The 24,322-nt window shown below is 73.6% G+C and carries 22 protein-coding genes and 1 pseudogene; 10 read left to right on the plus strand and 13 right to left on the minus strand.

Going from position 1 to position 24,322, the window contains the following annotated elements; all coding sequences use genetic code 11:
- Both ACIRG9_RS26140 and ACIRG9_RS26145 read right to left on the minus strand, forming a co-directional pair.
- Positions 1-572: pseudogene (locus tag ACIRG9_RS26140) on the minus strand (hypothetical protein); the annotation flags it as partial.
- A 304-nt stretch (positions 573-876) separates the two neighbouring features.
- A complete protein-coding gene (locus ACIRG9_RS26145) occupies positions 877-2,352 on the minus strand; it encodes an aminopeptidase P family protein (protein WP_402861140.1) in 1,476 nt (491 codons plus the stop codon).
- Positions 2,353-2,464: 112 nt separating this feature from the next.
- Between ACIRG9_RS26145 and asnB the strand changes: the two genes are divergently transcribed.
- On the plus strand, positions 2,465-4,426 hold the full coding sequence (gene asnB / locus ACIRG9_RS26150; RefSeq protein ID WP_402861143.1) for an asparagine synthase (glutamine-hydrolyzing): 1,962 nt from the start codon (positions 2,465-2,467) through the stop codon (positions 4,424-4,426).
- A gap of 69 nt (positions 4,427-4,495) precedes the next feature.
- Here asnB and ACIRG9_RS26155 read toward each other — a convergent pair whose 3' ends face one another.
- Positions 4,496-5,608 (minus strand): lytic polysaccharide monooxygenase, encoded by a 1,113-nt coding sequence (locus ACIRG9_RS26155; protein WP_402861548.1) that lies wholly within the window; start codon positions 5,606-5,608, stop codon positions 4,496-4,498.
- Between the two features lie 359 nt (positions 5,609-5,967).
- On the opposite strand from ACIRG9_RS26155, the gene ACIRG9_RS26160 reads away from it, so the two are divergent.
- Positions 5,968-6,900 carry a carbohydrate kinase gene (locus ACIRG9_RS26160; protein WP_402861146.1) on the plus strand — a complete coding sequence of 311 codons (933 nt, stop codon included), beginning with the start codon at positions 5,968-5,970 and terminating at the stop codon, positions 6,898-6,900.
- A gap of 16 nt (positions 6,901-6,916) precedes the next feature.
- Here the strand turns inward: ACIRG9_RS26160 and ACIRG9_RS26165 are convergent, their stop codons facing one another.
- Both ACIRG9_RS26165 and ACIRG9_RS26170 read right to left on the minus strand, forming a co-directional pair.
- Complete coding sequence (locus ACIRG9_RS26165) at positions 6,917-7,747, minus strand: MBL fold metallo-hydrolase (RefSeq protein ID WP_402861149.1); 831 nt, start codon at positions 7,745-7,747, stop codon at positions 6,917-6,919.
- The gene (locus ACIRG9_RS26170; protein WP_402861152.1) at positions 7,744-8,148 is read right to left on the minus strand and encodes a thioesterase family protein; all 405 of its coding nucleotides are present in this window, start codon (positions 8,146-8,148) and stop codon (positions 7,744-7,746) included. Before ACIRG9_RS26170 ends, ACIRG9_RS26165 begins: the two co-directional genes overlap by 4 nt.
- A 111-nt stretch (positions 8,149-8,259) precedes the next feature.
- On the opposite strand from ACIRG9_RS26170, the gene ACIRG9_RS26175 reads away from it, so the two are divergent.
- Positions 8,260-9,291: a phosphatase PAP2 family protein gene (locus ACIRG9_RS26175; RefSeq protein ID WP_402861155.1), complete on the plus strand. Its 1,032-nt coding sequence runs from the start codon at positions 8,260-8,262 to the stop codon at positions 9,289-9,291.
- Between the two features lie 108 nt (positions 9,292-9,399).
- Here ACIRG9_RS26175 and ACIRG9_RS26180 read toward each other — a convergent pair whose 3' ends face one another.
- The 3 genes from ACIRG9_RS26180 to ACIRG9_RS26190 all read right to left on the minus strand — a co-directional run bounded on the left by ACIRG9_RS26180 (position 9,400) and on the right by ACIRG9_RS26190 (position 11,813).
- A complete protein-coding gene (locus ACIRG9_RS26180; protein WP_402861551.1) occupies positions 9,400-10,692 on the minus strand; it encodes a PH domain-containing protein in 1,293 nt (430 codons plus the stop codon).
- A 332-nt stretch (positions 10,693-11,024) separates the two neighbouring features.
- A complete protein-coding gene (locus tag ACIRG9_RS26185) occupies positions 11,025-11,552 on the minus strand; it encodes a PH domain-containing protein (protein ID WP_402861158.1) in 528 nt (175 codons plus the stop codon).
- Positions 11,553-11,582: 30 nt separating this feature from the next.
- On the minus strand, positions 11,583-11,813 hold the full coding sequence (locus tag ACIRG9_RS26190) for a hypothetical protein (protein WP_402861161.1): 231 nt from the start codon (positions 11,811-11,813) through the stop codon (positions 11,583-11,585).
- A gap of 236 nt (positions 11,814-12,049) precedes the next feature.
- On the opposite strand from ACIRG9_RS26190, the gene ACIRG9_RS26195 reads away from it, so the two are divergent.
- The 3 genes from ACIRG9_RS26195 to ACIRG9_RS26205 are packed head-to-tail and all read left to right on the plus strand — an operon-like array spanning position 12,050 to position 15,095.
- A complete protein-coding gene (locus ACIRG9_RS26195; protein WP_402861164.1) occupies positions 12,050-13,150 on the plus strand; it encodes an AAA family ATPase in 1,101 nt (366 codons plus the stop codon).
- Complete coding sequence (locus ACIRG9_RS26200) at positions 13,129-14,148, plus strand: DUF58 domain-containing protein (RefSeq protein ID WP_402861554.1); 1,020 nt, start codon at positions 13,129-13,131, stop codon at positions 14,146-14,148. The genes ACIRG9_RS26195 and ACIRG9_RS26200 overlap by 22 nt, the downstream gene beginning before the upstream one ends.
- A complete protein-coding gene (locus ACIRG9_RS26205) occupies positions 14,145-15,095 on the plus strand; it encodes a VWA domain-containing protein (RefSeq protein ID WP_402861167.1) in 951 nt (316 codons plus the stop codon). The genes ACIRG9_RS26200 and ACIRG9_RS26205 overlap by 4 nt, the downstream gene beginning before the upstream one ends.
- 482 nt (positions 15,096-15,577) lie before the next feature.
- Here ACIRG9_RS26205 and ACIRG9_RS26210 read toward each other — a convergent pair whose 3' ends face one another.
- From ACIRG9_RS26210 to ACIRG9_RS26225, 4 genes are all read right to left on the minus strand, one after another.
- Positions 15,578-16,774: an acyltransferase family protein gene (locus tag ACIRG9_RS26210; RefSeq protein WP_402861170.1), complete on the minus strand. Its 1,197-nt coding sequence runs from the start codon at positions 16,772-16,774 to the stop codon at positions 15,578-15,580.
- Positions 16,775-16,830: 56 nt separating this feature from the next.
- Complete coding sequence (locus ACIRG9_RS26215; protein ID WP_402861173.1) at positions 16,831-17,727, minus strand: alpha/beta hydrolase; 897 nt, start codon at positions 17,725-17,727, stop codon at positions 16,831-16,833.
- Between the two features lie 99 nt (positions 17,728-17,826).
- A complete protein-coding gene (locus tag ACIRG9_RS26220; RefSeq protein ID WP_402861176.1) occupies positions 17,827-18,489 on the minus strand; it encodes a response regulator in 663 nt (220 codons plus the stop codon).
- On the minus strand, positions 18,486-19,715 hold the full coding sequence (locus tag ACIRG9_RS26225; RefSeq protein WP_402861179.1) for a sensor histidine kinase: 1,230 nt from the start codon (positions 19,713-19,715) through the stop codon (positions 18,486-18,488). The genes ACIRG9_RS26220 and ACIRG9_RS26225 overlap by 4 nt, the downstream gene beginning before the upstream one ends.
- Positions 19,716-19,870: 155 nt before the next feature.
- Here ACIRG9_RS26225 and fabG point away from each other — a divergent pair, with 155 nt between their 5' ends.
- The 4 genes from fabG (at position 19,871) to ACIRG9_RS26245 (ending at position 23,323) form a co-directional block, all read left to right on the plus strand.
- Positions 19,871-20,575 (plus strand): 3-oxoacyl-ACP reductase FabG, encoded by a 705-nt coding sequence (gene fabG, locus ACIRG9_RS26230; protein WP_402861182.1) that lies wholly within the window; start codon positions 19,871-19,873, stop codon positions 20,573-20,575.
- Positions 20,576-20,596: 21 nt separating this feature from the next.
- Positions 20,597-21,364, plus strand: a complete 768-nt coding sequence (gene fabI, locus ACIRG9_RS26235; protein WP_402861185.1) for an enoyl-ACP reductase FabI — start codon at positions 20,597-20,599, stop codon at positions 21,362-21,364.
- Between the two features lie 111 nt (positions 21,365-21,475).
- Positions 21,476-22,513, plus strand: a complete 1,038-nt coding sequence (locus ACIRG9_RS26240; RefSeq protein WP_402861188.1) for a ferrochelatase — start codon at positions 21,476-21,478, stop codon at positions 22,511-22,513.
- 30 nt (positions 22,514-22,543) lie between these two features.
- Positions 22,544-23,323, plus strand: a complete 780-nt coding sequence (locus tag ACIRG9_RS26245; protein WP_402861191.1) for an HAD-IIA family hydrolase — start codon at positions 22,544-22,546, stop codon at positions 23,321-23,323.
- 25 nt (positions 23,324-23,348) lie between these two features.
- On the opposite strand, the gene ACIRG9_RS26250 is transcribed toward ACIRG9_RS26245, so the two are convergent.
- Entirely contained in the window at positions 23,349-24,143 is a 795-nt protein-coding gene (locus ACIRG9_RS26250) for a hypothetical protein (protein ID WP_402861194.1), read from the minus strand.
- Positions 24,144-24,322: the final 179 nt, after the last annotated feature.

The following is a 24,322-nucleotide window of genomic DNA, read 5'->3' on the forward strand; positions in this document are numbered from 1 at the left end:
TTGAGGGTGAGGTCACCGCCGTCGGCGACCCGGAAGAGCCGGAACGCGTCCCGCGAGTCCCGCCTGATGGTGGCGCCGTTGCCCCAGATGGTGATCTCCTGCCGGATCGTCGGCAGGGCCGTGCCGGACTTCTCGTCGAACCTGCTCAGGTCGTAGACGCAGTCGCGAGTCAGCTTCAAGGCGCCGCCGAACTCCCGGTTGGCCCGGTCGACGGCCTCGACCAGTTCGTCGTTCCGGCAAGGCACCTCCCGCACCCGCCCTTGCTCGTCCTTGACATCGCGGTCCTTGCCGTCCTTGCCCTGCTTGTCTTCCTGGTTCTGTTCGTCCTGGCCATCGCGCTTCTCGTCGCTGTTTCCGACGTCGCTCGCGTTCTGCGGCGCGGCCGCGTGGTTCTCGGCGACGCGCTGCGCGTCGTTGGGCTTGTCGTTCCGAGCGGCGAGGCCACCCAGCGCCGCCAGACCGACAACGCCGGTCAGCCCGGCCACGCCGGTGGCGACCCAGAGCGCCCGCCGCCTGCTCGTCGGAGGGGTCATCGGGGCCCCGCCGTCGGAATTGGTTACGTCGTTGGACATCAGAGCCTTCCGCCCTTTCGGTTACACAAAGGGGTCGCACCGCCCCTGGCGGGGCGACCAGCTACAAACCGGTTGTAGCCTCTGATCCAGACGTTATGAGAAGGATCCTCATGAGGCGGACGTATCTGAAAAAACCACACATTCGCCTCACACGAGGCGGGTGACGACCATCAGCCGCGTGGGGTGACGACGGGTGCCGAGCGCGCACAAACAGCGGCGGGCCCCACCACCGGCGGCACAACGACGGAAACGTCGCAGGCAGCCGGGCGGTGAGGCCCGCCGTCAGAAATCGTAGGGTCGACGATCAGCCGGGCAGGCGCGGACCGGCCTCGCGCTGCTCGGCCAGCCACGTCTCCACCTCGTCGGAGCGACGCGGCAGTCCGGCCGAGAGGTTCACCGCGCCGTCGGCGGTGACCAGGATGTCGTCCTCGATCCGGACGCCGATGCCGCGCAGCTCCTCCGGAACCAGCTCGTCCTCCGGCTGGAAGTACAGCCCCGGCTCGACGGTGAGCACGTAGCCCTCGCCGAGTGGCCCGTCCCGGTAGGCCTCCTTGCGGGCGTTGGCGCAGTCGTGCACGTCGATGCCGAGCATGTGGCTGGTGCCGTGCAGGGTCCAACGGCGGTAGACGGTCGAGGAAGGGTCCATCGCCTCATCGACGCTGACCGGCAGCAGGTCGAGGTCCTTCAACGCCTGGGCGAGGACCCGCATGGCGGTCAGGTGCACCTCTCGGAACGCCACGCCCGGCTTGATCACGTCGATGCCGGCCTGCTGGGCGGCGTAGACGGCGTCGTACACCTGGCGCTGCAGCGGGGTGAAGCGTCCGTTGACGGGCAGCACCCGGGTGACGTCCGCGGTGTAGAGGTTGCGGTTCTCCACGCCCATGTCCATCAGCAGCAGCTCACCGGGGCGGGTGGCACCGTGGTTGTGCACCCAGTGCAGGATCGTGGCGTGCTCGCCGGCGCCGACGATCGAGCCGTACCCGACGTCGTTGCCGTCGTGCCGGGCGCGCAGCGCGAAGACCCCCTCCAGCAGGCGCTCCGAGACGCCGCGATCGGCCGGCAGCGCCCGGGCCACGTCCTCGAAGCCGCGGACGGTGGCGTCGCACGCCTCCTGGAGCTGCGCGATCTCCCACTCGTCCTTGACCAGCTTCAACTCCGAGACGGCGATCGCCAGCTCCCGGTCCCGCCCCGGCTGCCCGTCGAGGCGGGCGCCGTCGTACGGCCGCACCGCCGCGTCCACCCGGGCGTCGAAGCCGCGCAGCACCCGGGTACGCCCCGGCGCCAGGTCGGCCAGGGCCGCGTTCAGCTCGGTCAGATCGGCGGTGGGCAGCCCCAGCTCGGTCGACCTCTCGCGCAGCGTGGGCCGGCGACCCACCCACAGCTCGCCGTTGCGGCTGCGGAAGAAGTCGTCGTTCTCCCTGGACGACCGGGGCCGCATGTAGAGCATGGCGTCGCCGTTGGGGCGCAGCACCAGCACGCTGTCCGGTTCGAGGTCGCCGGTCAGGTACGCGAAGTCGCTGCCCGCCCGGAACGGGTGGTCGGTGTCGTTGGCGCGTACCTTCTCGTTGCCGGTCGGGATGACCAGCGTCTCCCCGGGGAAGGCCGCGGATACAGCGGCGCGTCGCTTGGCGTAGTTGGGCACCTCCGGGCGGGGACCCACCGGCAGTTCGGTGTCCCGCCAGCCCTGCCGCATGAACGCCAGGAACGCCTCCGGAAAGTCCGGGTCGTGCGATTCGGTGCCGTCCGCCGGCTTGCCCGGCTGGGTCCGCTCCTCGGCCATGATCCGCCCTCCCTGAGCCTCGTCGCTGGTCCAGACCGTACCGCGCGCACGGGAGCAGGGAGAGCATGCGGTGCCGCGACGGCCGCTCCAGCCGCGTGGAAAGATGGCCATCATGTGCGGACTCCTTGCTTTCTTCAGCGCGCGCGGTGACGCCGCCGCCCACCGCGACCACATCGCAAGCGCACTGGAGTGCCTGCACCACCGCGGCCCGGACGAGACCGGGGTCGAGGTGGTCGGCGACGCGACCGGGCAGTACGCGGACGGGGTGTTCGCGCACAAGCGGCTGGCGATCATCGACGTGGCGCTCAGCCACGAGCCGCTGCCCTATGCGAACGGCCGCTACCTGCTCACCTTCAACGGCGAGATCTACAACTACATCGAGCTGCGGGACGAGCTGATCCGGGACTACGGCGCCCAGTTCGCCACGAACGGCGACGGCGAGGTGATCGTCGCCGGCTTCCACTACTGGGGTGAGCAGGTGCTCACCAGGCTGCGCGGGATGTTCGCCTTCGTGATCTGGGACCGGCAGGAGCGGCGTGCCTTCGGCGCCCGCGACTACTTCGGCATCAAGCCGATGCACTACCTCGAGACGCAGGACGGCCTCTACCTCGCCTCCGAGAAGAAGGCGCTGCTGCCGTTCGCGCAGTCGGCGTACCAGGGCGACGCCGGGATCGACACCGCCAACCTGAGCCACTACCTGACCCTGCAGTACGTCCCGGAGCCGGGCACCCTGCACAAGGGCATCAGCCGGATCGGGTCGGGGGAGTACCTGACCTGGACCCCGGGCGGCCGGATCGAGGTGCGCCGCTGGTACCGGCCGGTGTTCCACCCGGCCCCGGTGGCCGACGAGCAGCGGCTCTACCACGACATCCGGGAGACGCTGCGGGAGAGCGTCCGGATGCACATGCGCTCGGACGTGCCGGTCGGCTCGTTCCTCTCCAGCGGCATCGACTCCACCGCGGTGGTCGCGCTGGCCCGGGAGTTCAACCCGAACATCCTCACCTTCACCGTCGGGTACGACGTGCCCGGCTACTCCGAGATCGACGTCGCCCAGGACTCGGCCCGGCACCTCGACGTGACCACCATCCCGACGAAGATCGGGCCGCAGGACATGATCGAGGCGCTGCCGAAGATCGTCTGGCACCTGGACGACCCGGTCGCCGACCCGGCCCTGGTCCCGCTCTACTTCGTCGCGAAGAAGGCCGCCGAGCACGTCACCGTGGTGCTCTCCGGCGAGGGCGCCGACGAGTTCTTCGGTGGCTACACGATCTACCGGGAGCCGCTCTCGCTGGCCGGCGTCAACGGTCTGCCGGGCGGCGTGCAGAAGGGCCTGCGGGCGGTCTCGAAGGCCATCCCGCAGGGCGTGAAGGGCAAGAGCTTCCTGGAACGCGGCACCACCCCGATCGAGCACCGCTACTACGGCAACGCCCGGATGTTCACCGAGGAGGAGAAGCAGCACCTGCTGCGCCGCTACGACCCCTCGGTGCGCTACACCGACGTCACCGCGCCGATCTACGCCGAGTGCATGGAGCTGGACGACGTCACCAAGATGCAGTACGTCGACCTCTACACCTGGCTGCGCGGCGACATCCTGGTCAAGGCCGACCGGATCTCGATGGCGCACTCGCTGGAGGTGCGGGTGCCGTTCCTGGACCGGGAGGTGTTCAACGTGGCGGCGGGCATTCCGGTCGACCTGAAGCTGCCGCCCCGCTCGGAGGCCACCAAGTACGCCATGCGGCAGGCGCTGCAGGGCGTCGTGCCGCCGGCCATCGTCAACCGCAAGAAGCTCGGCTTCCCCACCCCGACCCGGGTGTGGCTGCGCGGCGAGATGTACGAGTGGGCCCGGCACGTGCTGGCCACCTCCGGCGCGGGCGACCTGATCGACCTGTCGTACGCGATGCGGCTGCTGGACGAGCACAAGCGGGAGGAGGCGGACCACTCCCGCAAGGTGTGGACCGTGCTGATCTTCTGCATCTGGCACGCCATCTTCGTGGCCAAGACCCTCGACCCGGGCATCCAGCGCAACCAGTCGGCCCTGCTGACCAAGCCCGTCGTCGGCAGCATGGTCCGCTGACGCGGGAGTGAACGAGGGCCCCCGGAATTACCGGGGGCCCTCTTCATTCAGGTGCGGGTGCGCGTCAGGTCACCGGCCGGTGCAGGTGACCGTCGGCACGCTGCTGCTGCCCGAGGTGCTGGCCAGGAAGCCGAACGTGGTGGTGCCGTTCGGCGCGATGGTGCCGTTGAACGAGGCGTTGGTGACTGTCACCGACGACCCACTCGTGGTCAGGTTGCCGTTCCACAGCTGGCTGATGCTCTGCCCGCTGGGCAGGGTCCAGTTCGCCGTCCAGCCGCCGTACGTCTGGGAGCTGTGGTTCATGATCGTGACCTCGGCCTGGAAGCCACCCTGCCAAGAGTTGGTCACCGCGTAGACCGCCATGCAGCTGCCACCGGCCGGCGGCGGCGTGGTCGCCGGGGCGGTGGTCGGCGGGGCCGTCGTCGGCGGCGCAGTCGTGCGGGTGGGGGTGGGAGCCGCCGTGGTGGGCGGCGGGTTGCTGCCGCCCGAGCCGATCCCGGTCACCTCGCCGTTACCACCGTCGAAGGTCACGTCGGAGCAGCCGAAGAAGTTCTCCTGGCTGTCCGAGCGGACCCAGCGGGAGTAGATGATGTGCCGGCCACTCTTGTTCGACGGCAGGGTGCCGTTGAAGTAGTAGTGCCCGTCGTTGGTGCCGACCGCGCCGCTCTGCGGCGGGTTGGTCACCGTCAGGAACGGCTGGTCCTCGAGGTCGCTCCAGGCCAGCGCCCTGGTCGGGCTCCAGGTGTTCTTGGTGACGTAGAAGTAGAAGGTGCCCGGGTGGTGGGCCCAGTTGCTGTAGTTGAACTCCATGGTCCGCCCGGCCGTCAGGTGGGTGATCGGCCAGTCGTTGCGGGCCAGGTCGTAGCCGCTGAAGCCCGTGTTGCCGCCGCTGCACAGCTGGCCGTCGGGGATGAAGCCGACGGTCCGGCCGCCCGCGTCGGAGCGCAGCACGCTGAACCAGTTGTACAGCGAGTTCGTTCCGCTCTGCGCGACCGCTGCCGCGCAGGCGGGGTTGTTGGGCCGGATGTCACCCTGCGGGCTGAGACCGTCCTTCCAACACAGGTAGGTCCGGGCGCCCGGCTTCATCGCCGCGCCGTGCGCGGCTGCCGGGCTGGAGGTGGTGACCAGGGCGAAGACGCCCGCGGCCAGGGTGGTGGCGGCCGCGGTGAGCAACGCGGCCATACGGGATCGGTGCACGACTTCTCCTGACTCGCGGGGCGTGACCGCACCGGTCCGCCCCGCCGGATGAGCGGATGCGACGATCGCGGTGCATGCCCGGCGCTGGCCGGGGCCGGCTGGGCATACACCATCGGCGGTCCGTGTCACGGACCGGTGTGCCCTCGCGTCGGCTGACCCGGCGGCCGGGCGGCGCGGCAGCCCCCCGCACCACTCCGGCAAGGGCCATCCCATCACGTCGCCGCGCCGCGCGCAATAGTTGTACGTCGATGACTCTGGTCCCGTCGTGCGGCGTCCGGTCGTCCCCGCGCGCCATGCCCCGCAATGCGTCAGGATCGGAGGTACCACGAACGGAGGGAGTCAGGATGGGGTACGCGGTGGTGCTCGGCGAGGCGCTGGTCGACCTGCTCGACGCCGAGTACGACGGGCAGCCCGTCTATCGACAGGCGATCGGCGGGGGACCGCTCAACGTGGCCGTGGCGGTGGCCCGGCTCGGCGGCGACGTGCAGTTCGTCGGGTCGCTGGGCGACGACGCGCTCGCGGAGCGGATCCGGGCGTTCCTCGCCGAGGCGGGCGTCGGGCTGGCCGGGGTGGTCACCGTACCGGCCCCGACCGCGTTGGCGGTGGCCACCTTCGCCGGCCCCGAACCGGATTTCCGCTTCTACGGCGAACCCCGGTCGTACGCCCTGCTCACCGCCGAGGACCTGAGCGTGCCCCTGATCGAGGGCGCACAGGTGCTCTACTGTGGCTCGATCGTGCTGCTCGACCCGCCGGTGCTGGCCGCCGCCCGGCGGGCCTGGTCGATCGCCGGGGCGCTGCGGGTGTTCGACCCGAACGTGCGCACCCGGCTGATGGACGGGCCCGGCGCCGTGGCCGCGCTGCGCGAGGTGGTCGCGGAGTTCGCCGCCAGCGCCCACCTGGTGAAGCTGAGCGCCGCCGACGCGGCCGTGCTCTATCCCGGCGAGCCGGAGGAGGGGGTCGCCGCGTACCTGCGGGAGTTGGGCGCGGGCACCGTGGTGGTCACCCTCGGCGCGGCCGGCGCCCTGGTGGCGGCCGCCGACGACGTGGTACGCGTGCCCGCACCGAAGGTCGGTGCGGTGGACGCGACCGGCGCCGGGGACTCGGTGATGGGCGCGCTCATCGCCGAGCTGCTCGCGGCCGGCGAGCCGGTGGACCCGATCGGCTGGCGGGACCGGGTCGCCTTCGCCCTGCGCGTCGGTGGCCTGGTCTGCGAGGCCCCCGGCGGCGCCACCTCGATGCCCACCCGTGCCGCCGTCACCGCCCGCTTCCCCGCCTGACCCACCCGGCGCGGGGTCAGGCGGTGCCGTCGAGTTCCGCGTAGCCGCGGCGGGCGGCGATCAGGCCGGGCCGGGCGCCGAACGGCGACTCGGCGGCCACCCGCTCCGGCGGTGCGTTGCCGGTGTGGCCGGCCCGGATCAGCCAGGCCTGCTGGGCCAGCTGGGCGTGCTGGGCCCGGACGAAGTCCACGTCGACCGGTGCGCCGTGCCCCGGCACCACCACCGTGTCGGGCGTGGTGAGGCGGAGCAGGTCGGCCAGCGCGTCCGGCCACTGGATCGGGTACGACTCCTCGAACGCCGGTGGCCCGCTCTGCTCCACCAGGTCGCCGGCGACCAGCACGTCCGCGTCCGGCACGTGCACCACGAGGTCGGCGTCGGTGTGCCCGTGACCGGGATGACGCAGCACCACCCGCCGGCCGCCGATGTCGAGCACGGTCTCGACGCGCACCGCGTGCGTCGGAGCCAGCAGCTCGGTCCGGGCCAGCTCGGCGGCGAGCTCCGGCTGCTCGTCACGCATCTCCTCGTACGCCGCCCGGCGCAGCTCGTCGGGGCGGTCGCGCAACGCGGTGGCGGTCAGCTCGTGCGCGTACACCGGGCGGGGCGGGTCGGCGGCCAGGGTGGCATTGCCGAAGCAGTGGTCGAAGTGGTGGTGGGTGTTGACGATCGTCCACGGGTGCGGGGTGACCGTCCGGGCGGCCCCGGCCAACTCCCGGGCCTGCCCGGCGGTGGAGAGGGTGTCCACCAGCAGCGCCGCGCCGTCGCCCACCACCAGGGTCGCGTTGACGTGCAGCAGCGGCTCGCGCAGCACGTGGACGCGGTCGGCGACCTCGACGAACCGGGCGGTCATGAGGCGCGGGAGGCGCGCTCGACGAAGCGTCGCCGGTCGACCAGCACGCGCTCGACCCGGCCCTCGGCGACGACCTCGTCGCCGTCTGTGACGGTCACCTCGAACAGCAGCCGCCGGCCGTCGACCTTCGCGAGCCGGGCCCCGGCGGTCACCGTCCGCCCGACCGGCGTGGCCGCGCGGTGCTCCAGCTCGACCCGGACGCCGACGGTCGTCGAGTCGGGTGGCATCCGGATCGCGGTGGCCGCCACGGTCGCCGCCTCGGCCAGGGCGAGGACCCGGGGTGTGCCGAGCACCGGCACGTCACCGGAGCCCACCGCCTGCGCGGTGTCGGCGTCGGTGACGGTCAGCTCGATCCGGGCGGTCAGGCCCGGCGCGAAGGGCGACTCCGGCTGCTCCTGCATACGTTCGAGCCTAGACGAGCCGAGGCCGGGCCGCCCGGCCCGGCGGGCCGCGGGCCACCGACGGGTGGTCGGCGTCCGTCGATGCGTAGCGCGCCGTTAACCTTGACTCCGATGGCCGTCCTGACAGACCCCAAGCTCCCCGCCCGGACCGATGCCCCCGCCTCACCCCCCGGTGGACGCCGTCGGGTGGTGGCGATGACGATCTGGGGGGTCGCCTTCGTGGCCGCCTGGCTCGGCATCGGCCTGCCGACCGACCCCGCGTACGCCTTCGTCTGGATCTGGGCGGGCACCATCGCCTGGCACTCCGCCCGGCCGTGGCGCAGCCACCTGCGCTTCGCCCGGGACTGGATTCCGGTGGTGGTGCTGCTGGTCGGGTACAACCTCTCCCGCGGGTTCGCCGACGACGGCGCGACGCCGCACGCCATGGAGCTGATCGTCGCCGACCGGTTCCTGATGGGCTGGGCCACCGGCGGCGAGGTGCCCACGATCTGGCTCCAGCAGCACCTCTACCAAGCCGAGGTGCGCTGGTGGGACGTGCTGGTCAGCTGGGTCTACTTCTCGCACTTCGTGGCGACGCTGGCCGCCGCGGCGGTGCTCTGGTTGCACGACCACTCGCGCTGGGCGGCGTACATGCGGCGCTGGGGCTTCCTCTGCGCCGCCGGGTTGGCCACCTACTTCCTCTACCCGGCCGCCCCGCCGTGGTGGGCCGCCCAGAACGGGCTGCTCACCGACGTCGCGCGCATCTCCACCCGGGGCTGGAAGGAGATGGGCATGCACGGCGCGGGCAACCTGCTCAACGCCGGGCAGATCGCCTCCAACCCGGTCGCCGCGATGCCCTCGCTGCACACCGCGTTCGCCCTGTTCGTGGTGCTCTTCTTCCTGCGCTCGCTGCGGAAGCGCTGGTGGCCGCTGCTGCTGGCGTACCCGCTGGCGATGACCTTCACCCTGATCTACAGCGGCGAGCACTACCTGATCGACGTGCTGGTCGGCTGGGCGTACGTCGGGCTGACCTTCCTGGTCGTCGGCCTGGCCGAGCGCTGGTGGTCGGCCCGGCGGACCCGGCACGCGGCGTCACCGCCCGCCGAGGAGCCGCCGTCCCCCGCTGCCCCGTCCCCCGCCGCCCCGGCCCCCGCCGAACGCTGACCCCGCTCGTCCCCCCATCGCCCGCCCAAGATCCACCCTCGTTCACGGAAAGAGTGGCCATCCCTCGCGGAGTGGCCACTCTTTCCGTGAACCAGCACGGCGGATGGCTCAGCGGCGTCGGGTTCGATCGGCCCGGCGTGCCGCCTCCGCTCGGGCGGTCAGCTCGGCCGCCAGGTCCCATGCCTCGGCGAGGTCACGGTCGGCCGCGGCCGCGCCCGACCCGCCGGCGGTGTCCGCGTGCACCGTGGCCAGCCGCAGCCACCGCTGTACCGGGCCCTGGGTGACCCGCACGCTCTGGATCCGGGCGTACGGCACCAGCGTCATCCGGCGGGTCAGCAGCCCGGACCGGGCGACGAAGACCTGCCCGTCCAGGCCGGCGCCGATCGCCGTACGGGTCAGCGGGCGCAGCCAGCGCGCCCGCGGGGGCGGCGGAGTGGTGGGCAGCGCATCCAGCCGTACGCCGGGCAGCACCTCCGCGACGATCAGCTCGCCGGTGTGCGCGTCGCCGACCGGCAGCAGCCGGTCCGGCCGGTTCCGGTCGTCCGGCTCGGCGGCCGAGTAGCCGGCCACCTCCAGCCGCAGCCGCAGCCAGCCCTTCATCCGCCAGAGCAGCGGCCAGGCGGCGCCGACGGTCTGCACCCGGTGCAGCGGCACGGTCTGCACCCGGGTCTCCAGCAGGCCGTTGCGGACCCGCAGCGTGTCGGCGTCCCGGTCGAGCCGGAAGCTCCAGTCGTCGAGGACCCGGCGGACCGGTTGCAGCAGCACGCCGGCCATCGCGGTCAACGTGCTGGCGACCGCGATGAACGACCAGGACCCCTCGGAGAGGAACTGCGCCACCACGAAGGCCACGCCGAACGGGAGCAGGAACGCCTGCGGGGTGAGCAGCTGGCTGACCAGCAGGTCCGCGTTGCGTACGGTGTGCAGCCGGCGTTCGGCCGGGGCGGGTGCCGGCGGCTCGCCGGCGGCGGGCGGAGCGGCCTCGTGGGCGTGGCCGGCCACCGCGAGCAACCGCTGGCGCAGCGCGGTGGCCTCGGCCACGCTCAGGTACGCCAGCGGCGCTTCGGTCTTGCCCCCGCCGACCACCTCCAGCCGCAGCTCGGCCAGCCCGGTGAGCTGCGCCAACAGCGGCCGGACCACCTCCACCGCCTGCAACCGCTCCAGCGGGATCGCCCGGGTACGCCGCCAGATCAGCCCCTCGTGCACCCGCAGCTCCCGGCCCACCAGGTGGTAGCCGGTGTTCCACCAGCTGACCACGGCCAGCACGGTGGCGGCGAGCGCGAAGACGGTGACCAGCGCGGCGAACCAGCCGAACCCGACCCGGGACAGGGTCGACCAGGAGAGGCCGGCGATCACCACGACCAGCGACTTGGCGCCGTGCAGCGCCGGGCTGAGCGGGTGCAGCCGCTGCCGCGGCTCCTCCCCGCCGGGCGCCGGCGAGGCCGGGTACGCCGGCCAGCCGGGCCCCGGCCAAGGGCCCGGCCCGAACTGCCCGGGACCGGGTGGAACCGGGCCAAGCTGTCCGGGGCCGGGTGGGAACGGTCCGGGCTGTCCGGGGCCGGGTGGGAACGGTCCGGGCTGTCCGGGGCCGGGTGGGAACGGTCCGGGCTGTCCGTTCGCCGTAGGGGCAGGACCGGCGTGTCCCGGTGCCGGCGGCCATGACGGCGGCGAGCGCCGGTCGTCGTCGCCCGGGTACGGCGGTGGAGTGCCAGGTCCCGGGTCGGCCGGGCCGTGGCTCATAGTCCCTCCGCCCGGTCCTCGCCCAGCGCGGTCAACCGGTCCCGCAGCCGGGAGGCCTCGGCGGGGCGTAGTCCCGGCACCCGGGCGTCGCTCGCCGCCGCAGCCGTGTGCAGCTGGACGGTGGCCAGGTCGAACGCGCGCTCCAGCGGCCCGGCGGTGACGTCGACGAACTGCATCCGCGAGTACGGCACGATGGAGAGCCGCCGCACCAGCAGCCCGTGCCGGACCAGCAGGTCGTCCGCGCGTTCGGCGTACCCCCAGGCGTGCACGGCGCGGACGATGGTGACGGTGCGCCAGGCCGCCAGCAGCAGGACCAGGCCGAGGGCGGCGCCGAGCAGCCAGTGACCGGTGACCGCCCAGGCCACGGCGAGCACCATCAGCACCGCGGCGACCAGGATGCCGAGCCGGATCAGCTCCACCCAGATCAGGTCGCGGGAGATCGGCTGCCATCGGACGGTGGCCGGCCAGGGCTCCAGGGGGCCGGGCGGGGCCGGCGGGTGGCCGGCGAGGTCGTCACCGTTCACCGGGATGGTCCCTGCGCTCGCTCCGCTCGCTCACGGTTCGAGCGTAGGCGATTGCGGCACCGCCACCACCTCGCGCAGGAAGCCGCGCGCGTCGAGGAAGGCGCCGAGCGATTCACGATGGTCGGCGCAGGCCAGCCAGGTTTTGCGCCGCTCGGCGTCGTGCAGGCGGGGATTGTTCCAGCGCAGCGCCCAGACGGCGGGGGCGCCGCACCCCCGCGCCGAACAGATCAGCACCTCGTCGGCGGGGGTGGGAGTGGTCACCGGGGTGATTCTAGAGCTTGCACCCCGGGAGATTTAGCGCCGGGCGGCCACGGGGGGAGCCGCCCGGCGACGGGTGAATCGTACACACGCCGGACCCGTGGTTGTCCACCCGTGTTCAGCGTTTTCCGTGGAGCGGGACGGCGCGGCGGAAATCGTCCCTCTCCCACCCTCGGCTCTCAGCCGGGCATGACAGTCTTGGTACGCACACGCCGCGACGACCAAGCTGTGGAGGACCGGTGGCCCAGCCGACCACGCCCGACGCCCCGATTCCGACCGAGGCCGCGCCGGGCGCGCCACCGAGCACCACCCCGGCTCAGGACGCCACCCTGTTGGAACGGGCGCTGTTCGAGATCAAGCGGGTGATCGTCGGCCAGGACCGGATGGTCGAGCGGATGTTCGTCGCCCTGCTCGCCCGGGGGCACTGCCTGCTGGAGGGGGTGCCCGGCGTGGCCAAGACGCTCGCGGTGGAGACCCTGGCGAAGGTGGTCGGCGGTTCGTTCGCCCGGGTGCAGTTCACCCCGGACCTGGTGCCGGCCGACATCATGGGCACCCGGATCTACCGGCAGTCCAGCGAGAAGTTCGACGTCGAGCTGGGCCCGGTCTTCGTGAACTTCCTGCTCGCCGACGAGATCAACCGGGCGCCGGCGAAGGTGCAGTCGGCGCTGCTGGAGGTGATGAGCGAGCGCCAGGTGTCGATCGGCGGGGAGTCCCACCGGGTGCCGGACCCGTTCCTGGTGATGGCGACCCAGAACCCGATCGAGCAGGAGGGTGTCTACCCGCTGCCGGAGGCGCAGCGGGACCGCTTCCTGATGAAGATCGTGGTGGGCTACCCGACCGACGCGGAGGAGCGGGAGATCGTCTACCGGATGGGTGTGACGCCGCCCGAGCCGTCCCGGGTCTTCGACACCCCGGACCTGATCGCGCTGCAGCACAAGGCCGACCAGGTCTTCGTGCACAACGCCCTGGTCGACTACGCGGTCCGGCTGGTCCTCGCCACCCGCGCCCCCGCCGAGCACGGCATGCCGGACGTGGCGCAGCTCATCCAGTACGGTGCCAGCCCACGTGCCTCGCTCGGCCTGGTCCGGGCCAGCCGGGCGCTGGCGCTGCTGCGCGGCCGGGACTACGCGCTGCCGCAGGACGTGCAGGACATCGCCCCGGACATCCTGCGTCACCGGCTGGTGCTCAGCTACGACGCGCTCGCCGACGACGTACCGGCCGACCACATCGTGCACCGGGTGATGTCGACCATCCCGTTGCCGGCGGTGGCGCCCCGGCAGCAGGCGACGCCGTCACCGGCCGTCCCGCAGGGGAACGGCTGGCCCGGGCAGCGCCCGTGACCCCACCCACCCGGCTGCCGGCAGGCGGCGACCGCTCCGGCGCCGCCCTCGACCGGTTGCAGCTGATGGTCACCCGCAAGCTCGACGGTCTGCTCCAGGGCGACTACGCCGGGCTGCTGCCCGGGCCGGGCAGCGAGGCGGGGGAGTCCCGCGAGTACCGCCCCGGCGACGACGTACGCCGGATGGACTGGCCGGTGACCGCGCGGACGACGCTGCCGCACGTCCGGCGGACCGTGGCCGACCGGGAGCTGGAGACCTGGCTGGCGGTGGACCTGTCGGCCAGCCTGGACTTCGGTACCGGGCGGTGGCTGAAGCGGGACGTGGTGGTCGCCGCCGCGGCCGCCCTGGCCCACCTGACCGTCCGCGGCGGCAACCGGATCGGCGCGGTGATCGGCACCGGCGTCGCCGCGAGCGCGGGGAGTTCCGCCCGGCAGTCGCGGACCGGCCGGTGGCGGGGCGCTCCGCCGGAGGCGGGCACCGGTACGCTGCTGCGGTTGCCCGCCCGGGGCGGCCGCAAGGAGACGCAGGGGCTGCTCCGGGCGATCGCCGGCACCGAGATCCGTCCCGGGCGCAGCGACCTCGGGGCGCTGGTCGACATGCTCAACCGGCCGCCGCGCCGGCGCGGCCTGGTGGTGGTCATCTCCGACTTCCTCGCACCGCCGCAGCAGTGGGGCCGGCCGATCCGTAAGCTGCGGGTCCGGCACGACGTGCTGGCGGTCGAGGTGGTCGACCCGCGTGAGCTGGAGCTGCCCGACGTGGGGGTGCTGCCGGTGGTGGATCCCGAGTCGGGGGAGCTGCACGAGGTGCAGACCGCCGATCCGGGCCTGCGTCGCCGGTACGCCGAGGCGGCGACCGCCCAGCGCGCGGCCATCGCCACCGAACTGCGCGCCGCCGGCGCGGCCCACCTGCGGCTGCGCACCGATCGAGACTGGCTGCTGGACATGGTGCGGTTCGTCGCCGCGCAGCGGCACGCCCGGACCCGAGGGACGACCCGATGATCCGTTTTCTGCAACCGTGGTGGCTGCTGGCCGTGCTGCCGGTGCTCGCCCTGGCCGCCGCGTACGTCTGGCGGCAGCTGCACCGCCGGTCGTACGCGATGCGGTTCACCAACGTCGACCTGCTGCGTACTCTCGCGCCCAAGGGCCTGGGCTGGCGGCGGCACGCGGCGGCCACCGCGTTCCTGCTCTGCCTGCTGGTGCTGGCCACCGCGCTGGCCCGGCCGGCGGTGGACACCAGGGAGCCCCTGGAACGGGCGACCGTGATGCTCGCCATCGACGTGTCGCTGTCGATGCAGGCCGACGACGTCGCGCCGAACCGGCTGGAGGCCGCTCAGGAGGCGGCGAAGCAGTTCGTCGGGGAGTTGCCGCAGACCTACAACCTCGGCCTGGTCTCCTTCGCGAAGTCGGCGAACGTGTTGGTCGCGCCGACCAAGGACCGGGCCGCGGTGACCACCGCCATCGACGGGCTCGTGCTGGCCGAGGCGACGGCCACCGGCGAGGCGGTCTTCACCTGCCTGGAGGCGATCCGCACGGTGCCCGCGGACGGTGCGGCGGGCATCCCGCCGGCCCGGATCGTGCTGCTCTCCGACGGCTACCGCACTTCGGGGCGGTCGGTGGAGGAGGCGGCGGCCGCCGCGCAGGCGGCGAACGTGCCGGTCTCCACCATCGCGTTCGGCACCGACTCGGGTCAGGTGGACATCGGCGGCCAGCTGCAGCGGGTGCCGGTGGACCGCACTGCGCTGTCGCAGCTGGCGGAGACCACCCGGGGCTACTTCTACGAGGCGGCCTCGGTGACCGAGCTGAAGCGGGTCTACCAGGACATGGGCAGCTCGATCGGGTTCCGGACCGAGCCGCGCGAGGTCACCCAGTGGTACGCGGGGATCGCGCTGCTCTTCGCCCTCTGCGCCGGTGGGCTGAGCCTGCTCTGGTCGTCGCGCCTGATCTGAGGCGGGACGGCCGGGGCCGGCCGATCGGCGATCTCGGGTAGCTGCCGGTCGGGTACGCCCCGACCGGCGCGGTCAGCGGGCGCCGGTCAGGAAGAAGAGGACAGCCACCCAGACGGCGGCGAGGGTGAAGCCCAGTGGGGCGACGTAACGGCTCATGGGAGTGCTCCGTGGCGACGGCGGTCCGGGCTCGACGGCCGGGCCGCAGGGTGGATCGGGGCGTACGCACACGAGAGTCGTGACCGGGGTGCTCCTCCACGGGCGGCCCGTCGGGTCGCGAAGCACGATCACCCCCGGCCGTTCGGTCAGGGAGACGGGCGGTGCGGAGGCGCGGGAAGCTGGGTCAGCTCGGCGACTGAGTCGTGGCTCAGCGGGGCTGACATTGGGCCCGGCCACGACTGGAAGGATCGCTATCTCGCACAGCGATCACCTCCTGCGGTCGGCGGGGCTCCGGAAGGCGGGTGAACTGCAACCCGCGAACGGGATCAGCGTACACCCGCCGTACCGCCGCCCGACACTCGGGCGACCGGGTGCCGGCGGCCCGGGCCGGAGTGGCCACCCGACGGCCCGCGTCGCGGTGCCAGCAGCGCGGCCAGGACCAGGGCGAACAGTGGCAGCCAGCAGATCCGGACGGCCACCCAGCCGAGGCCCGTCGGCGCGGTGTGCAGTCCCGGCAGCGGGCGGCCGAGGCGCGCGGTGAGCGCGGTCACCGCGAGCAGCACCGGCTGATGCCAGAGATAGATCCCGATTGCCTCCCGGTTCACCACGGTTACCAGCCGCGCCGGCCGGAGCCCGTCCAGCAGCCGGGTCAGCGCGGGCCGGGCCAGCAGCGCGAGGCCGATCTGGCCCACCGCCAGCGCGACGGCGAACAGCGACGGCGGGTACAGGTTCGACATCTCCGCGCCGGGCACCCCCACGGCGCTGGCCGGGTAGCCGAGCGCGAGCAGGCCGACGAGCACCCCGCCGCCGGCCACCGCCAGTCCGGCGGCCGGGCGGGAACCGGTCAGCCGCCCGTCGGCGTGCGCGATCCCCAGCAGCCACGGCACCGCCCACGCGGCCAGCAGGGCAACCGGCAGCCGCCCGGGGGCCGCCGGCAGCATCCGGGCGGCCAGGTCGGCGGCGGCCACCACGGCCACCGCCGGGGCGGCGCAGCGCAGCGGACCCCACCGGCGTACGGCCGCCCGCAGCGGCCCGGTCAGCACGGAGAGCGCCACCAGCGGAAGCAGGAACCACAGCGGACTGACCGCCAGCGTGACCGCCGCGGCGAGGGTGCCGTCCGGGGTGCCCAGGACGATCGCGGCCAGCAGCAGCCCGGACCCGATGCCGAGCAGCGCCAGCATCGGGCGGAGGAGGCGGCCCAGCCGGCGGGCCAGCCAGCGCCCGGCGCCGTGCGGGTACCGGGCCAGCGATCGGGTGGCCGCGTACCCGGCGGTGAAGAAGAACAGGCCGAGGGTCTGCAGCAGCCAGGTGGCCGGAGCCAGGGCCGGCAGCTCGGTCAGTGGGCTGGCCGTGTGCAGCGTCCCGTCGGCGGCCAGCACGAGCGCCGTGACCAGCCAGTGCCCGAGCACCACGCCGCCGATCGCGTACGCCCGCAGCGCGTCGACCACCCGGTCCCGCCGCACCGGCGGCGGCACGGCGCACAGCGTCCGGGCTCGCAGGCCCGGCTCGCTCCTCGCGCTCACGGGATTGTCGTTTGTTCGCGACTGCGGGGCTCGCAGGCCCGGCTCGCTCCTCGCGCTCACGGGGCCACCGCCCTTTCGGTGGTGCCGGTGAGCACGACCGATGCCACCGCGGCCGTCGTGGCGCTGCCGGGCGCCAGGTAGCCGTCGTGGCCGGTCACCCCGGCGGTCGGCAGCGGTCGCGCGCCGAAGGCCGGGTCGCCCGGGCGGACGCCGTGGCCGAGCCCGGGCAGCCGTACCTCCGGCACCCGGCGGATCCAGTCGGTGGGCGACTCCGCCGCCCAGATACGTACCCGGGCCAGGTCGCCGGCCCGGTCCACGCCGACGCCCACCCCGCCGAGCGTCACCACGTCGGTCACCCCCGCCGGTGACCGGCGGGCGGCGAGGCCGACGACCAGCGCCCCGTAGCTGTGCCCGACCAGCGTCACCGTGGCGTCCGGGCGGCGGGCGGCGAGCACCCGCAGCTGCGCCAGGAGGGCGTCGGCGCCCCGGCGGGCCGCGGTCGGGCCGGCCGCGGTCGTCACCCCGCCGGGCGGGTGGTAGCCGAGCCAGACCAGCACCGCGACCCGGGCGTCGGGTGTCCGGGCGTGCAGCGCCTCGTACAGCTCGGCCCCCTGCCGGGCCGGCGCGCGCCGTGCCACGCCGCCCAGCCCCCGGTCGAAGTCGCGCAGCGTGCTGCCCACACCGGGCACCAGCACCGCGATCCGGTCGGCGGTGGCCAGGTCGCCGAGCACCTCCACCGCGAGGCCGTCGCCGTGCGGATCGAAGACCAGGAACCGCCGACCGGCCGCGGCCCAGCCCTCGTACGGCGGCCCGGCAGCCCGTAGCCGCGCCGCGATCAGCGGATACGCCTCGACATACGCGGCCGGTGCCGGCGGGGCGGGCCGGTCCGGCAGCAGCAGGCCGAGGCCGAGCAGCACGGTCAGTGCCGCCCGGGCGGATCGGGTCCAGCGCATCGTCGTCTCCCTCCGGATGGTGCTCCGGCGGGATCGTGCGGCGGGGACGGGCCGAAGATCGTCACCCCGTGGGGTGGTTCCCGGGGTGCTACGTGGGGACTACTCGCCCGCGGCCACCAGACCCGTCTCGTACGCGACGACCACGGCCTGGGCGCGGTCGCGGAGCTGGAGCTTGGCCAGGATCCGCCCGACGTGGGTCTTGACCGTCTGCTCGGCGACCACCAGGTCGGCGGCGATCTCCACGTTGGACCGGCCCCGGGCGATCAGGCGCAGCACGTCGGTCTCCCGGGGGGTCAGTCCGGCCAGGGCGGTCGGTCGGGGTCGGCGGTGCCCGGGGCGGGCGGCGAACTCGGCGATCAGTCGGCGGGTCACGGTCGGCGCGAGCAGTGCGTCGCCGGCCGCCACCACGCGGACCGCGTGCACCAGGTCGGCGGCGGGGGCGTCCTTGAGCAGGAACCCGCTCGCCCCGGCGCGCAGCGCCTCGTAGACGTAGTCGTCCAGGTCGAAGGTCGTCAGGATGAGCACCCGGGGCCGGTCCGCGCGGCGGTCGCCGAGCAGTTGGCGGGTGGCGGCCAGCCCGTCCAGCACCGGCATCCGCACGTCCATCAGCACCACGTCCGGGTCCAGCCGGCGGGCCGCCGTCACCGCCGCCGCACCGTCGGCGGCGTCCCCGACCACGAGCAGGTCCGGCTGGGCGGCCAGCAGCGCCCCGAAACCCTGCCGGACCATCGCCTGGTCGTCGGCGATCAATACCCGGATCATCGGTCCCCGTCCTCCCCGTCGTACGGCAGCAGCGCGTCGACGGCGTACCCGCCGCCGTCGAGTGGCCCGGCGGCGAACGTACCGCCCAACGCGAGGGCTCGTTCGCGCATCCCGGTCAGGCCGTGCCCGGCGCCCCGCTCGGTGGCGGTCGGGCCGGCCGGAGCGGCGGTGTTCTCGACCCGGACCGCCAGGGCGCGCGGCCTGGGGCGCAGGCTGACCCGCACCGCGGTCCCGGGCGCGTGCCGGGCGGCGTTCGCGAGCCCTTCCTGCACGATCCGGTACGCGGCCAGCCCGACCGGCGCGGGCGCCCCGGCGGCCGGTGCGGGGGCGTCCAGGGTGACGGTGAGGCCGGCCCGGCGGGCGGCGTCCACCATCGCCGGGACGTCGGCCAGGCCGGGCTGCGGTGCGGTCTGCGGACCGGTCGACTCGCTGCGCAGCACGCCGAGCAGGCGGCGCATGTCGGTCAGCGCCTCCCGCGCCGAGCCGGCGATGGCGGTGAACTCGGCTCGGGCGCCGTCCGGCACGTCGGCGAGGCGGTACGGCGCGGTCTCCGCCTGCACGGCGATCATCGACATGTGGTGGGCGACCACGTCGTGCAGTTCCCGGGCGATGCGGGCGCGTTCCTCCAGCACCGCCCGGCGTTCCTGTTCCCGCTCGCTGAGTTCGGTCTGCTCGGCCAGCGCCCGGCGGGAGGCCCGGTTGCCCCGTACCAGGTCGCCGAGGACCAGCAGGGCGAGCACCAGCAGCATGACGCCGGCCCGGTTGTTGGCGTTGACCAGGGTGACGACCGGCACCGTGGTGATCACCCCGACCCAGACCAGCACCTGCCGGTCCACCCGGGCGGCCACCACCGCGAGCACGAGCAGCGACCCGAGAACCAGCACCGGGCTCCACGGCCAGGGCGCCCGGGGCGGGGCGTTGAAGGTGCAGGTGATCAGCGCGACCATGGTGAGCCGCCAGGCGAGCAGGGGTCGCCGGGGCAACGCGAGCAGCGGCGCGATGGTCAGCCCCGCGAACAGGAACGCCACGACCCCGGGCAGGTGCCGGTTGTTCTCCCAGGCGAGGGTGGCGGCGAACAGGCCGACCAGGGCGGGCAGGCCGGCCTGGCGCAGGAACCGGGCCAACCGGGGCCAGCGCTCCAGCGGCAGCCGGGCGGGCGGGACGTCCGGACCCCGGACGGTACGCCACAGCGCCTGCCGCCAGGTTCGGACCCACGATTGCTCCACCAGCGGCAAGGGTACGGGGCCGGCGGCGTCATCGTCGTCCCGCCATGGGGTGAGGCCCGGTGTCATACCCCGGTGTGACCTGCTCGGGTTAGCGCTTACCTGCCGGTAACGCCTAGGCTCCGACCGGCGAGATCAGCTGAGCAAGAGGGGGAACCGTGGCCCGTACCGTGCTGGTGACCGGCGGAAACCGGGGGATCGGCCTGGCCATCGCGCAGGCCTTCGCCAAGCAGGGTGACCGGGTGGCGGTGACCCACCGCAGCGGCGACGCCCCGGCGGGGCTGTTCGGCGTGAAGTGCGACGTGACCGACGCCGAGTCGGTCGACGCCGCGTTCGCCGCGATCGAGGCCGAGCTGGGCCCGGTCGAGGTGCTGGTGGCCAACGCCGGCATCACCGACGACACGCTGCTGATGCGGATGTCCGAGGAACAGTTCACCCGGGTGCTCGACACCAACCTGACCGGCGCGTTCCGCTGCGCCAAGCGGGCCTCGACGAAGATGCTCCGGGCCCGGTGGGGTCGCATGATCTTCGTCTCCTCGGTGGTCGGCCTCTACGGCGGCGTCGGTCAGGTCAACTACGCGGCCAGCAAGGCGGGCCTGGTGGGTGTGGCCCGTTCGATCACCCGTGAGCTGGGCAGCCGCAACATCACCGCGAACGTGGTCGCGCCCGGCTTCATCGACACCGACATGACGGCCGCGCTGCCCGAGGAGCGGCGCACCGAATACCGCAAGGCGATCCCGGCCGGCCGGTTCGCCGAGCCGGAGGAGGTCGCCGGCGTGGTCGCCTGGCTGGCCTCGGACGCGGCCGGGTACATCTCCGGCGCTGTCATCCCGGTCGACGGCGGCCTGGGCATGGGTCACTGAGAAACACGGAGGAACTGCTAAATGTCCGGACTGCTGGCCGGTAAGCGGCTGCTGGTCACCGGCGTCATCACCGACGCCTCGATCGCCTTCTCCGTGGCGAAGCTCGCCCAGGAGAACGGCGCGCAGGTCGTGCTCACCGGCTACGGCCGGCTCTCCCTGGTCGAGCGGATCGCCAAGCGGCTGCCCGAGCCGGCCCCGGTGATCGAGCTGGACGTGACGGACCAGGAGCACCTGGCCGGCCTGGCCGACAAGGTCCGTGAGCACGTCGACGGCCTGGACGGGGTGGTGCACTCGATCGGGTTCGCCCCGCAGAGCTGCCTCGGCGGCGGTTTCCTCGACGCGCCGTGGGAGGACGTGGCCACCGCGATCCACGTCTCGACGTACTCGTACAAGTCCCTGGCCATGGCGGCGCTGCCGCTGATGTCGGCGGGCGGCGCGGTGGTCGGCCTCACCTTCGACGCCACCAAGGCCTGGCCGGTGTACGACTGGATGGGCGTGGCCAAGGCCGGGCTGGAGTCCGCCTCCCGCTACCTGGCGCTGCACCTGGGCAAGCGGGGCATCCGCAGCAACCTGGTTGCCGCCGGCCCGCTGCGTACCATCGCCGCCAAGTCCATCCCGGGCTTCGAGCAGTTCGAGGACGCCTGGGCCGAGCGGGCCCCGCTCGGCTGGAACCTCTCCGACCAGGAGCCGACCGCCCGGGCCTGCCTGGCGCTGCTGTCCGACTGGTTCCCGGCCACCACCGGCGAGATCGTCCACGTCGACGGCGGCTACCACGCGCTCGGCTCCTGAGGTGTAAGGAGGGGCCCCTGCTTAACGTTTCCGGTAGAGCAGGGGCCCCCTCTTGACACCCTCGGACGCCCCGAGCGGGGCCGTCACGGCGGTCGGGGGAGAATGGGCGGCATGGCGTACGACGCGTTGGTGCTGGTCTCCTTCGGCGGACCGGAGCGGCCGGAGGACGTGCGGCCCTTCCTGCAGAACGTGACCCGGGGGCGGGGCGTGCCCCCGGCGCGGCTCGAAGAGGTGGTCCAGCACTACCTGCACTTCGGCGGGGTGTCCCCGATCAACCAGCAGTGCCGGGAGCTGCTCGCGGCGATCCGGGCGGACTTCGCCGGCAACGGTGTCGACCTGCCGGTCTACTGGGGCAACCGGAACTGGGACCCGATGCTCGCCGACACTGTGGCGCAGCTGCGCGACGACGGCGTCAAGCGGGCTCTCGCCTTCGTCACCAGCGCGTACGGCGGCTACTCGTCCTGCCGTCAATACCAGGAGGACATCGCCGCGGCCCGGGCGGCGGTCGGCCCGGACGCCCCGGTGATCGAGAAGCTGCGCCAGTTCTGGGACCACCCCGGCTTCGTCCAGCCGCACGCCGACGCGGTGCGGGCCGCGCTGGCCCAGCTCGACCCGGCCCGACGGGACAGCACCCGGCTGGTCTTCACCGCCCACTCCGTCCCCACCTCGATGGCCGCCACCGCCGGCCCGCACGGTGGCCGGTACACCGCGCAGCTCGCCGAGGTGGCCCGGCTGGTGCACGCCGCCGCCGCGCCCGACCTGCCGTACGACCTGGTCTGGCAGAGCCGCTCCGGGCCGCCGCAGGTGCCGTGGCTGGAGCCGGACATCAACGACCACCTCGCCACCCTGCCCGGGCAGGGGGTGACCGCCGTGGTGGTCAGCCCGATCGGGTTCGTCTCCGACCATCTCGAGGTGGTCTGGGATCTGGACACCGAGGCCCTCGACACGGCCAAGCAGCTCGGCCTGGACTTCGTCCGCGCCGGTACCCCCGGCACCGACCCCCGGTTCGTGGCGATGGTGCGCGAACTGGTCCTGGAACGCACCACCCCGGACGGCGAGCGGCTGCGTCGCCGCCTCGGTGAGCTGCCGATGTGGGACACCTGCCCGACGGCGTGCTGCGTGCCCCCGGCTCGCCGGCCCGGAGCCTGACCGACCTCCCGACACCCCTGGGGACGACACATGCAAGACCGCAAGCCGGTGCAGAGCTGGCTCACCGACATGGACGGCGTGCTGGTGCACGAGGGCCAGCCGGTGCCCGGCGCGCCCGAGTTCATCAAGAAGCTGCGTGCCTCCGGCAAGCCCTTCCTGGTGCTGACCAACAACTCGATCTACACCCCGCGTGACCTGCAGGCGCGGCTGGCCCGGATGGGGCTGGACGTGCCGGAGGAGGCGATCTGGTCGTCGGCCCTGGCCACCGCCCAGTTCCTGGCCGACCAGCGCCCGGGCGGCACCGCGTACGCGATCGGTGAGGCCGGGCTGACCACGGCCCTGCACGCGGTGGGGTACGTGCTGAGCGACTTCGCCCCCGACTACGTGGTGCTGGGGGAGACCCGCACCTACAGCTTCGAGGCGATCACCAAGGCGATCCGGCTGATTGACGACGGGGCCCGGTTCATCTGCACCAACCCCGACGCGACCGGCCCGTCGGTCGAGGGCGCGCTGCCGGCCGCCGGCTCGGTGGCCGCGATGATCTCCAAGGCGACCGGGGTGGAGCCGTACTTCGTCGGCAAGCCCAACCCGATGATGATGCGTTCGGCGTTGAACACCATCGAGGCGCACTCGGAGAGCACCGCGATGATCGGCGACCGGATGGACACCGACATCCTCTGTGGCCTGGAGGCGGGCCTGGAGACGATCCTGGTGCTGACCGGGATCAGCTCCCGGGCGGAGGCGGAACGCTACCCGTACCGGCCGTCGCGGATCGTCAACTCGGTGGCCGATCTGATCGACGAGATCTGAGGCTGGGCGGGCCGACGGCCGGCGTTCAGGGGCGCAGCGGGGCGTTGCAGGCGGCCACCAGGGCCTGCCGGCAGGCGGTGGTCAGCGGGCGCAGCGCCGCGTCCCGCTGCTGTGCCTCGTAGGTGTTCACCGCGCCGCCCGGGGCGCTCTCCCCGGCCAGGGCGAGCACCCGGTCCAGCACGGCCGCCCGGGCGAACAGCCGGCGCGCCCGCGGGTCGAATCCGGGCGGCAGGTCGGTGGTGCCGTCGGGGCGGCGCAGCGCGGCGAGGGCACCGGCCAGTTCGGGTCGCCACTGCGCCACGTCGAGCCGGGTGAGCGCGGCGGTCGTCTCGGCGAGCACGGCGGCCAGTTCGGCCTCCGCCTCGGCCGCGCCGGGCACCGCGAGGGACGCCTTCGGCGCGTCGGGCGGCAGCGGGTACACCCGCCAGAGCACGGTCTCCCAGGTCATGCCCGACCCGGAGGTGTGGCTGCGTACCTCCGGGACGAGGCCGAGACCGCTGGCCACCACCGCCTCGCCGGTGAGCAGCGCGGCGCCGGCGAAGTCGCCGGGGCCGGGCAGCCCGCGCGGGTCGCCGGGGGCGGGCAGCACGAGGCGGATCTCGTCCGGGGAGAGCTTCGCCAGGCTGGGCAGCGCCTCCCGCAGGGGCAGGTCGGTCCAGGCGCCGGGGGCGTCCGCGACCAGGTGCTCCTCGTCGCCGGCGATCTCGTCGGCGACCTCGTCGAAGGGCACCAGGCCGGCCCGCCAGGCGCGTACCCAGGCAACGAACCGGCTCGACCGGCGCGGAGCCAGGGTGGCCGCGCCCGCTGCGGGGGAGGACATGCCGAAAGGGTACGTGCTCCCCACCGCCCCTGTCTCGGCTGCCGCACCCGCCGCGTGACCTGCCCCCACTTACCCCCTTCGCCCGTTTCTCGTGCCCTGCTCCCGCCCGACGACCCCCGCCGATCATGGAGGCGTGGCGCCTGCTTCGCGTCGTCCACGGCTTTTGTTCGGTGCCACGA

Source organism: Micromonospora sp. NPDC093277 (assembly GCF_044765245.1).
Classification (GTDB): Bacteria; Actinomycetota; Actinomycetes; order Mycobacteriales; family Micromonosporaceae; genus Micromonospora.

Coding starts and splice junctions, on each gene's coding strand:
- ACIRG9_RS26155 (WP_402861548.1), bottom strand. CDS start 5,608: ATGGCCGCGTTGCTCACCGCGGCCGCCACCACCCTGGCCGCGGGCGTC.
- ACIRG9_RS26250 (WP_402861194.1), bottom strand. CDS start 24,143: ATGTCCTCCCCCGCAGCGGGCGCGGCCACCCTGGCTCCGCGCCGGTCG.
- ACIRG9_RS26165 (WP_402861149.1), bottom strand. CDS start 7,747: ATGACCGCCCGGTTCGTCGAGGTCGCCGACCGCGTCCACGTGCTGCGC.
- ACIRG9_RS26175 (WP_402861155.1), top strand. CDS start 8,260: ATGGCCGTCCTGACAGACCCCAAGCTCCCCGCCCGGACCGATGCCCCC.
- ACIRG9_RS26215 (WP_402861173.1), bottom strand. CDS start 17,727: ATGCGCTGGACCCGATCCGCCCGGGCGGCACTGACCGTGCTGCTCGGC.
- ACIRG9_RS26205 (WP_402861167.1), top strand. CDS start 14,145: ATGATCCGTTTTCTGCAACCGTGGTGGCTGCTGGCCGTGCTGCCGGTG.
- ACIRG9_RS26240 (WP_402861188.1), top strand. CDS start 21,476: ATGGCGTACGACGCGTTGGTGCTGGTCTCCTTCGGCGGACCGGAGCGG.
- ACIRG9_RS26170 (WP_402861152.1), bottom strand. CDS start 8,148: ATGCAGGAGCAGCCGGAGTCGCCCTTCGCGCCGGGCCTGACCGCCCGG.
- asnB (WP_402861143.1), top strand. CDS start 2,465: ATGTGCGGACTCCTTGCTTTCTTCAGCGCGCGCGGTGACGCCGCCGCC.
- ACIRG9_RS26160 (WP_402861146.1), top strand. CDS start 5,968: ATGGGGTACGCGGTGGTGCTCGGCGAGGCGCTGGTCGACCTGCTCGAC.
- ACIRG9_RS26145 (WP_402861140.1), bottom strand. CDS start 2,352: ATGGCCGAGGAGCGGACCCAGCCGGGCAAGCCGGCGGACGGCACCGAA.
- fabI (WP_402861185.1), top strand. CDS start 20,597: ATGTCCGGACTGCTGGCCGGTAAGCGGCTGCTGGTCACCGGCGTCATC.
- ACIRG9_RS26245 (WP_402861191.1), top strand. CDS start 22,544: ATGCAAGACCGCAAGCCGGTGCAGAGCTGGCTCACCGACATGGACGGC.
- ACIRG9_RS26220 (WP_402861176.1), bottom strand. CDS start 18,489: ATGATCCGGGTATTGATCGCCGACGACCAGGCGATGGTCCGGCAGGGT.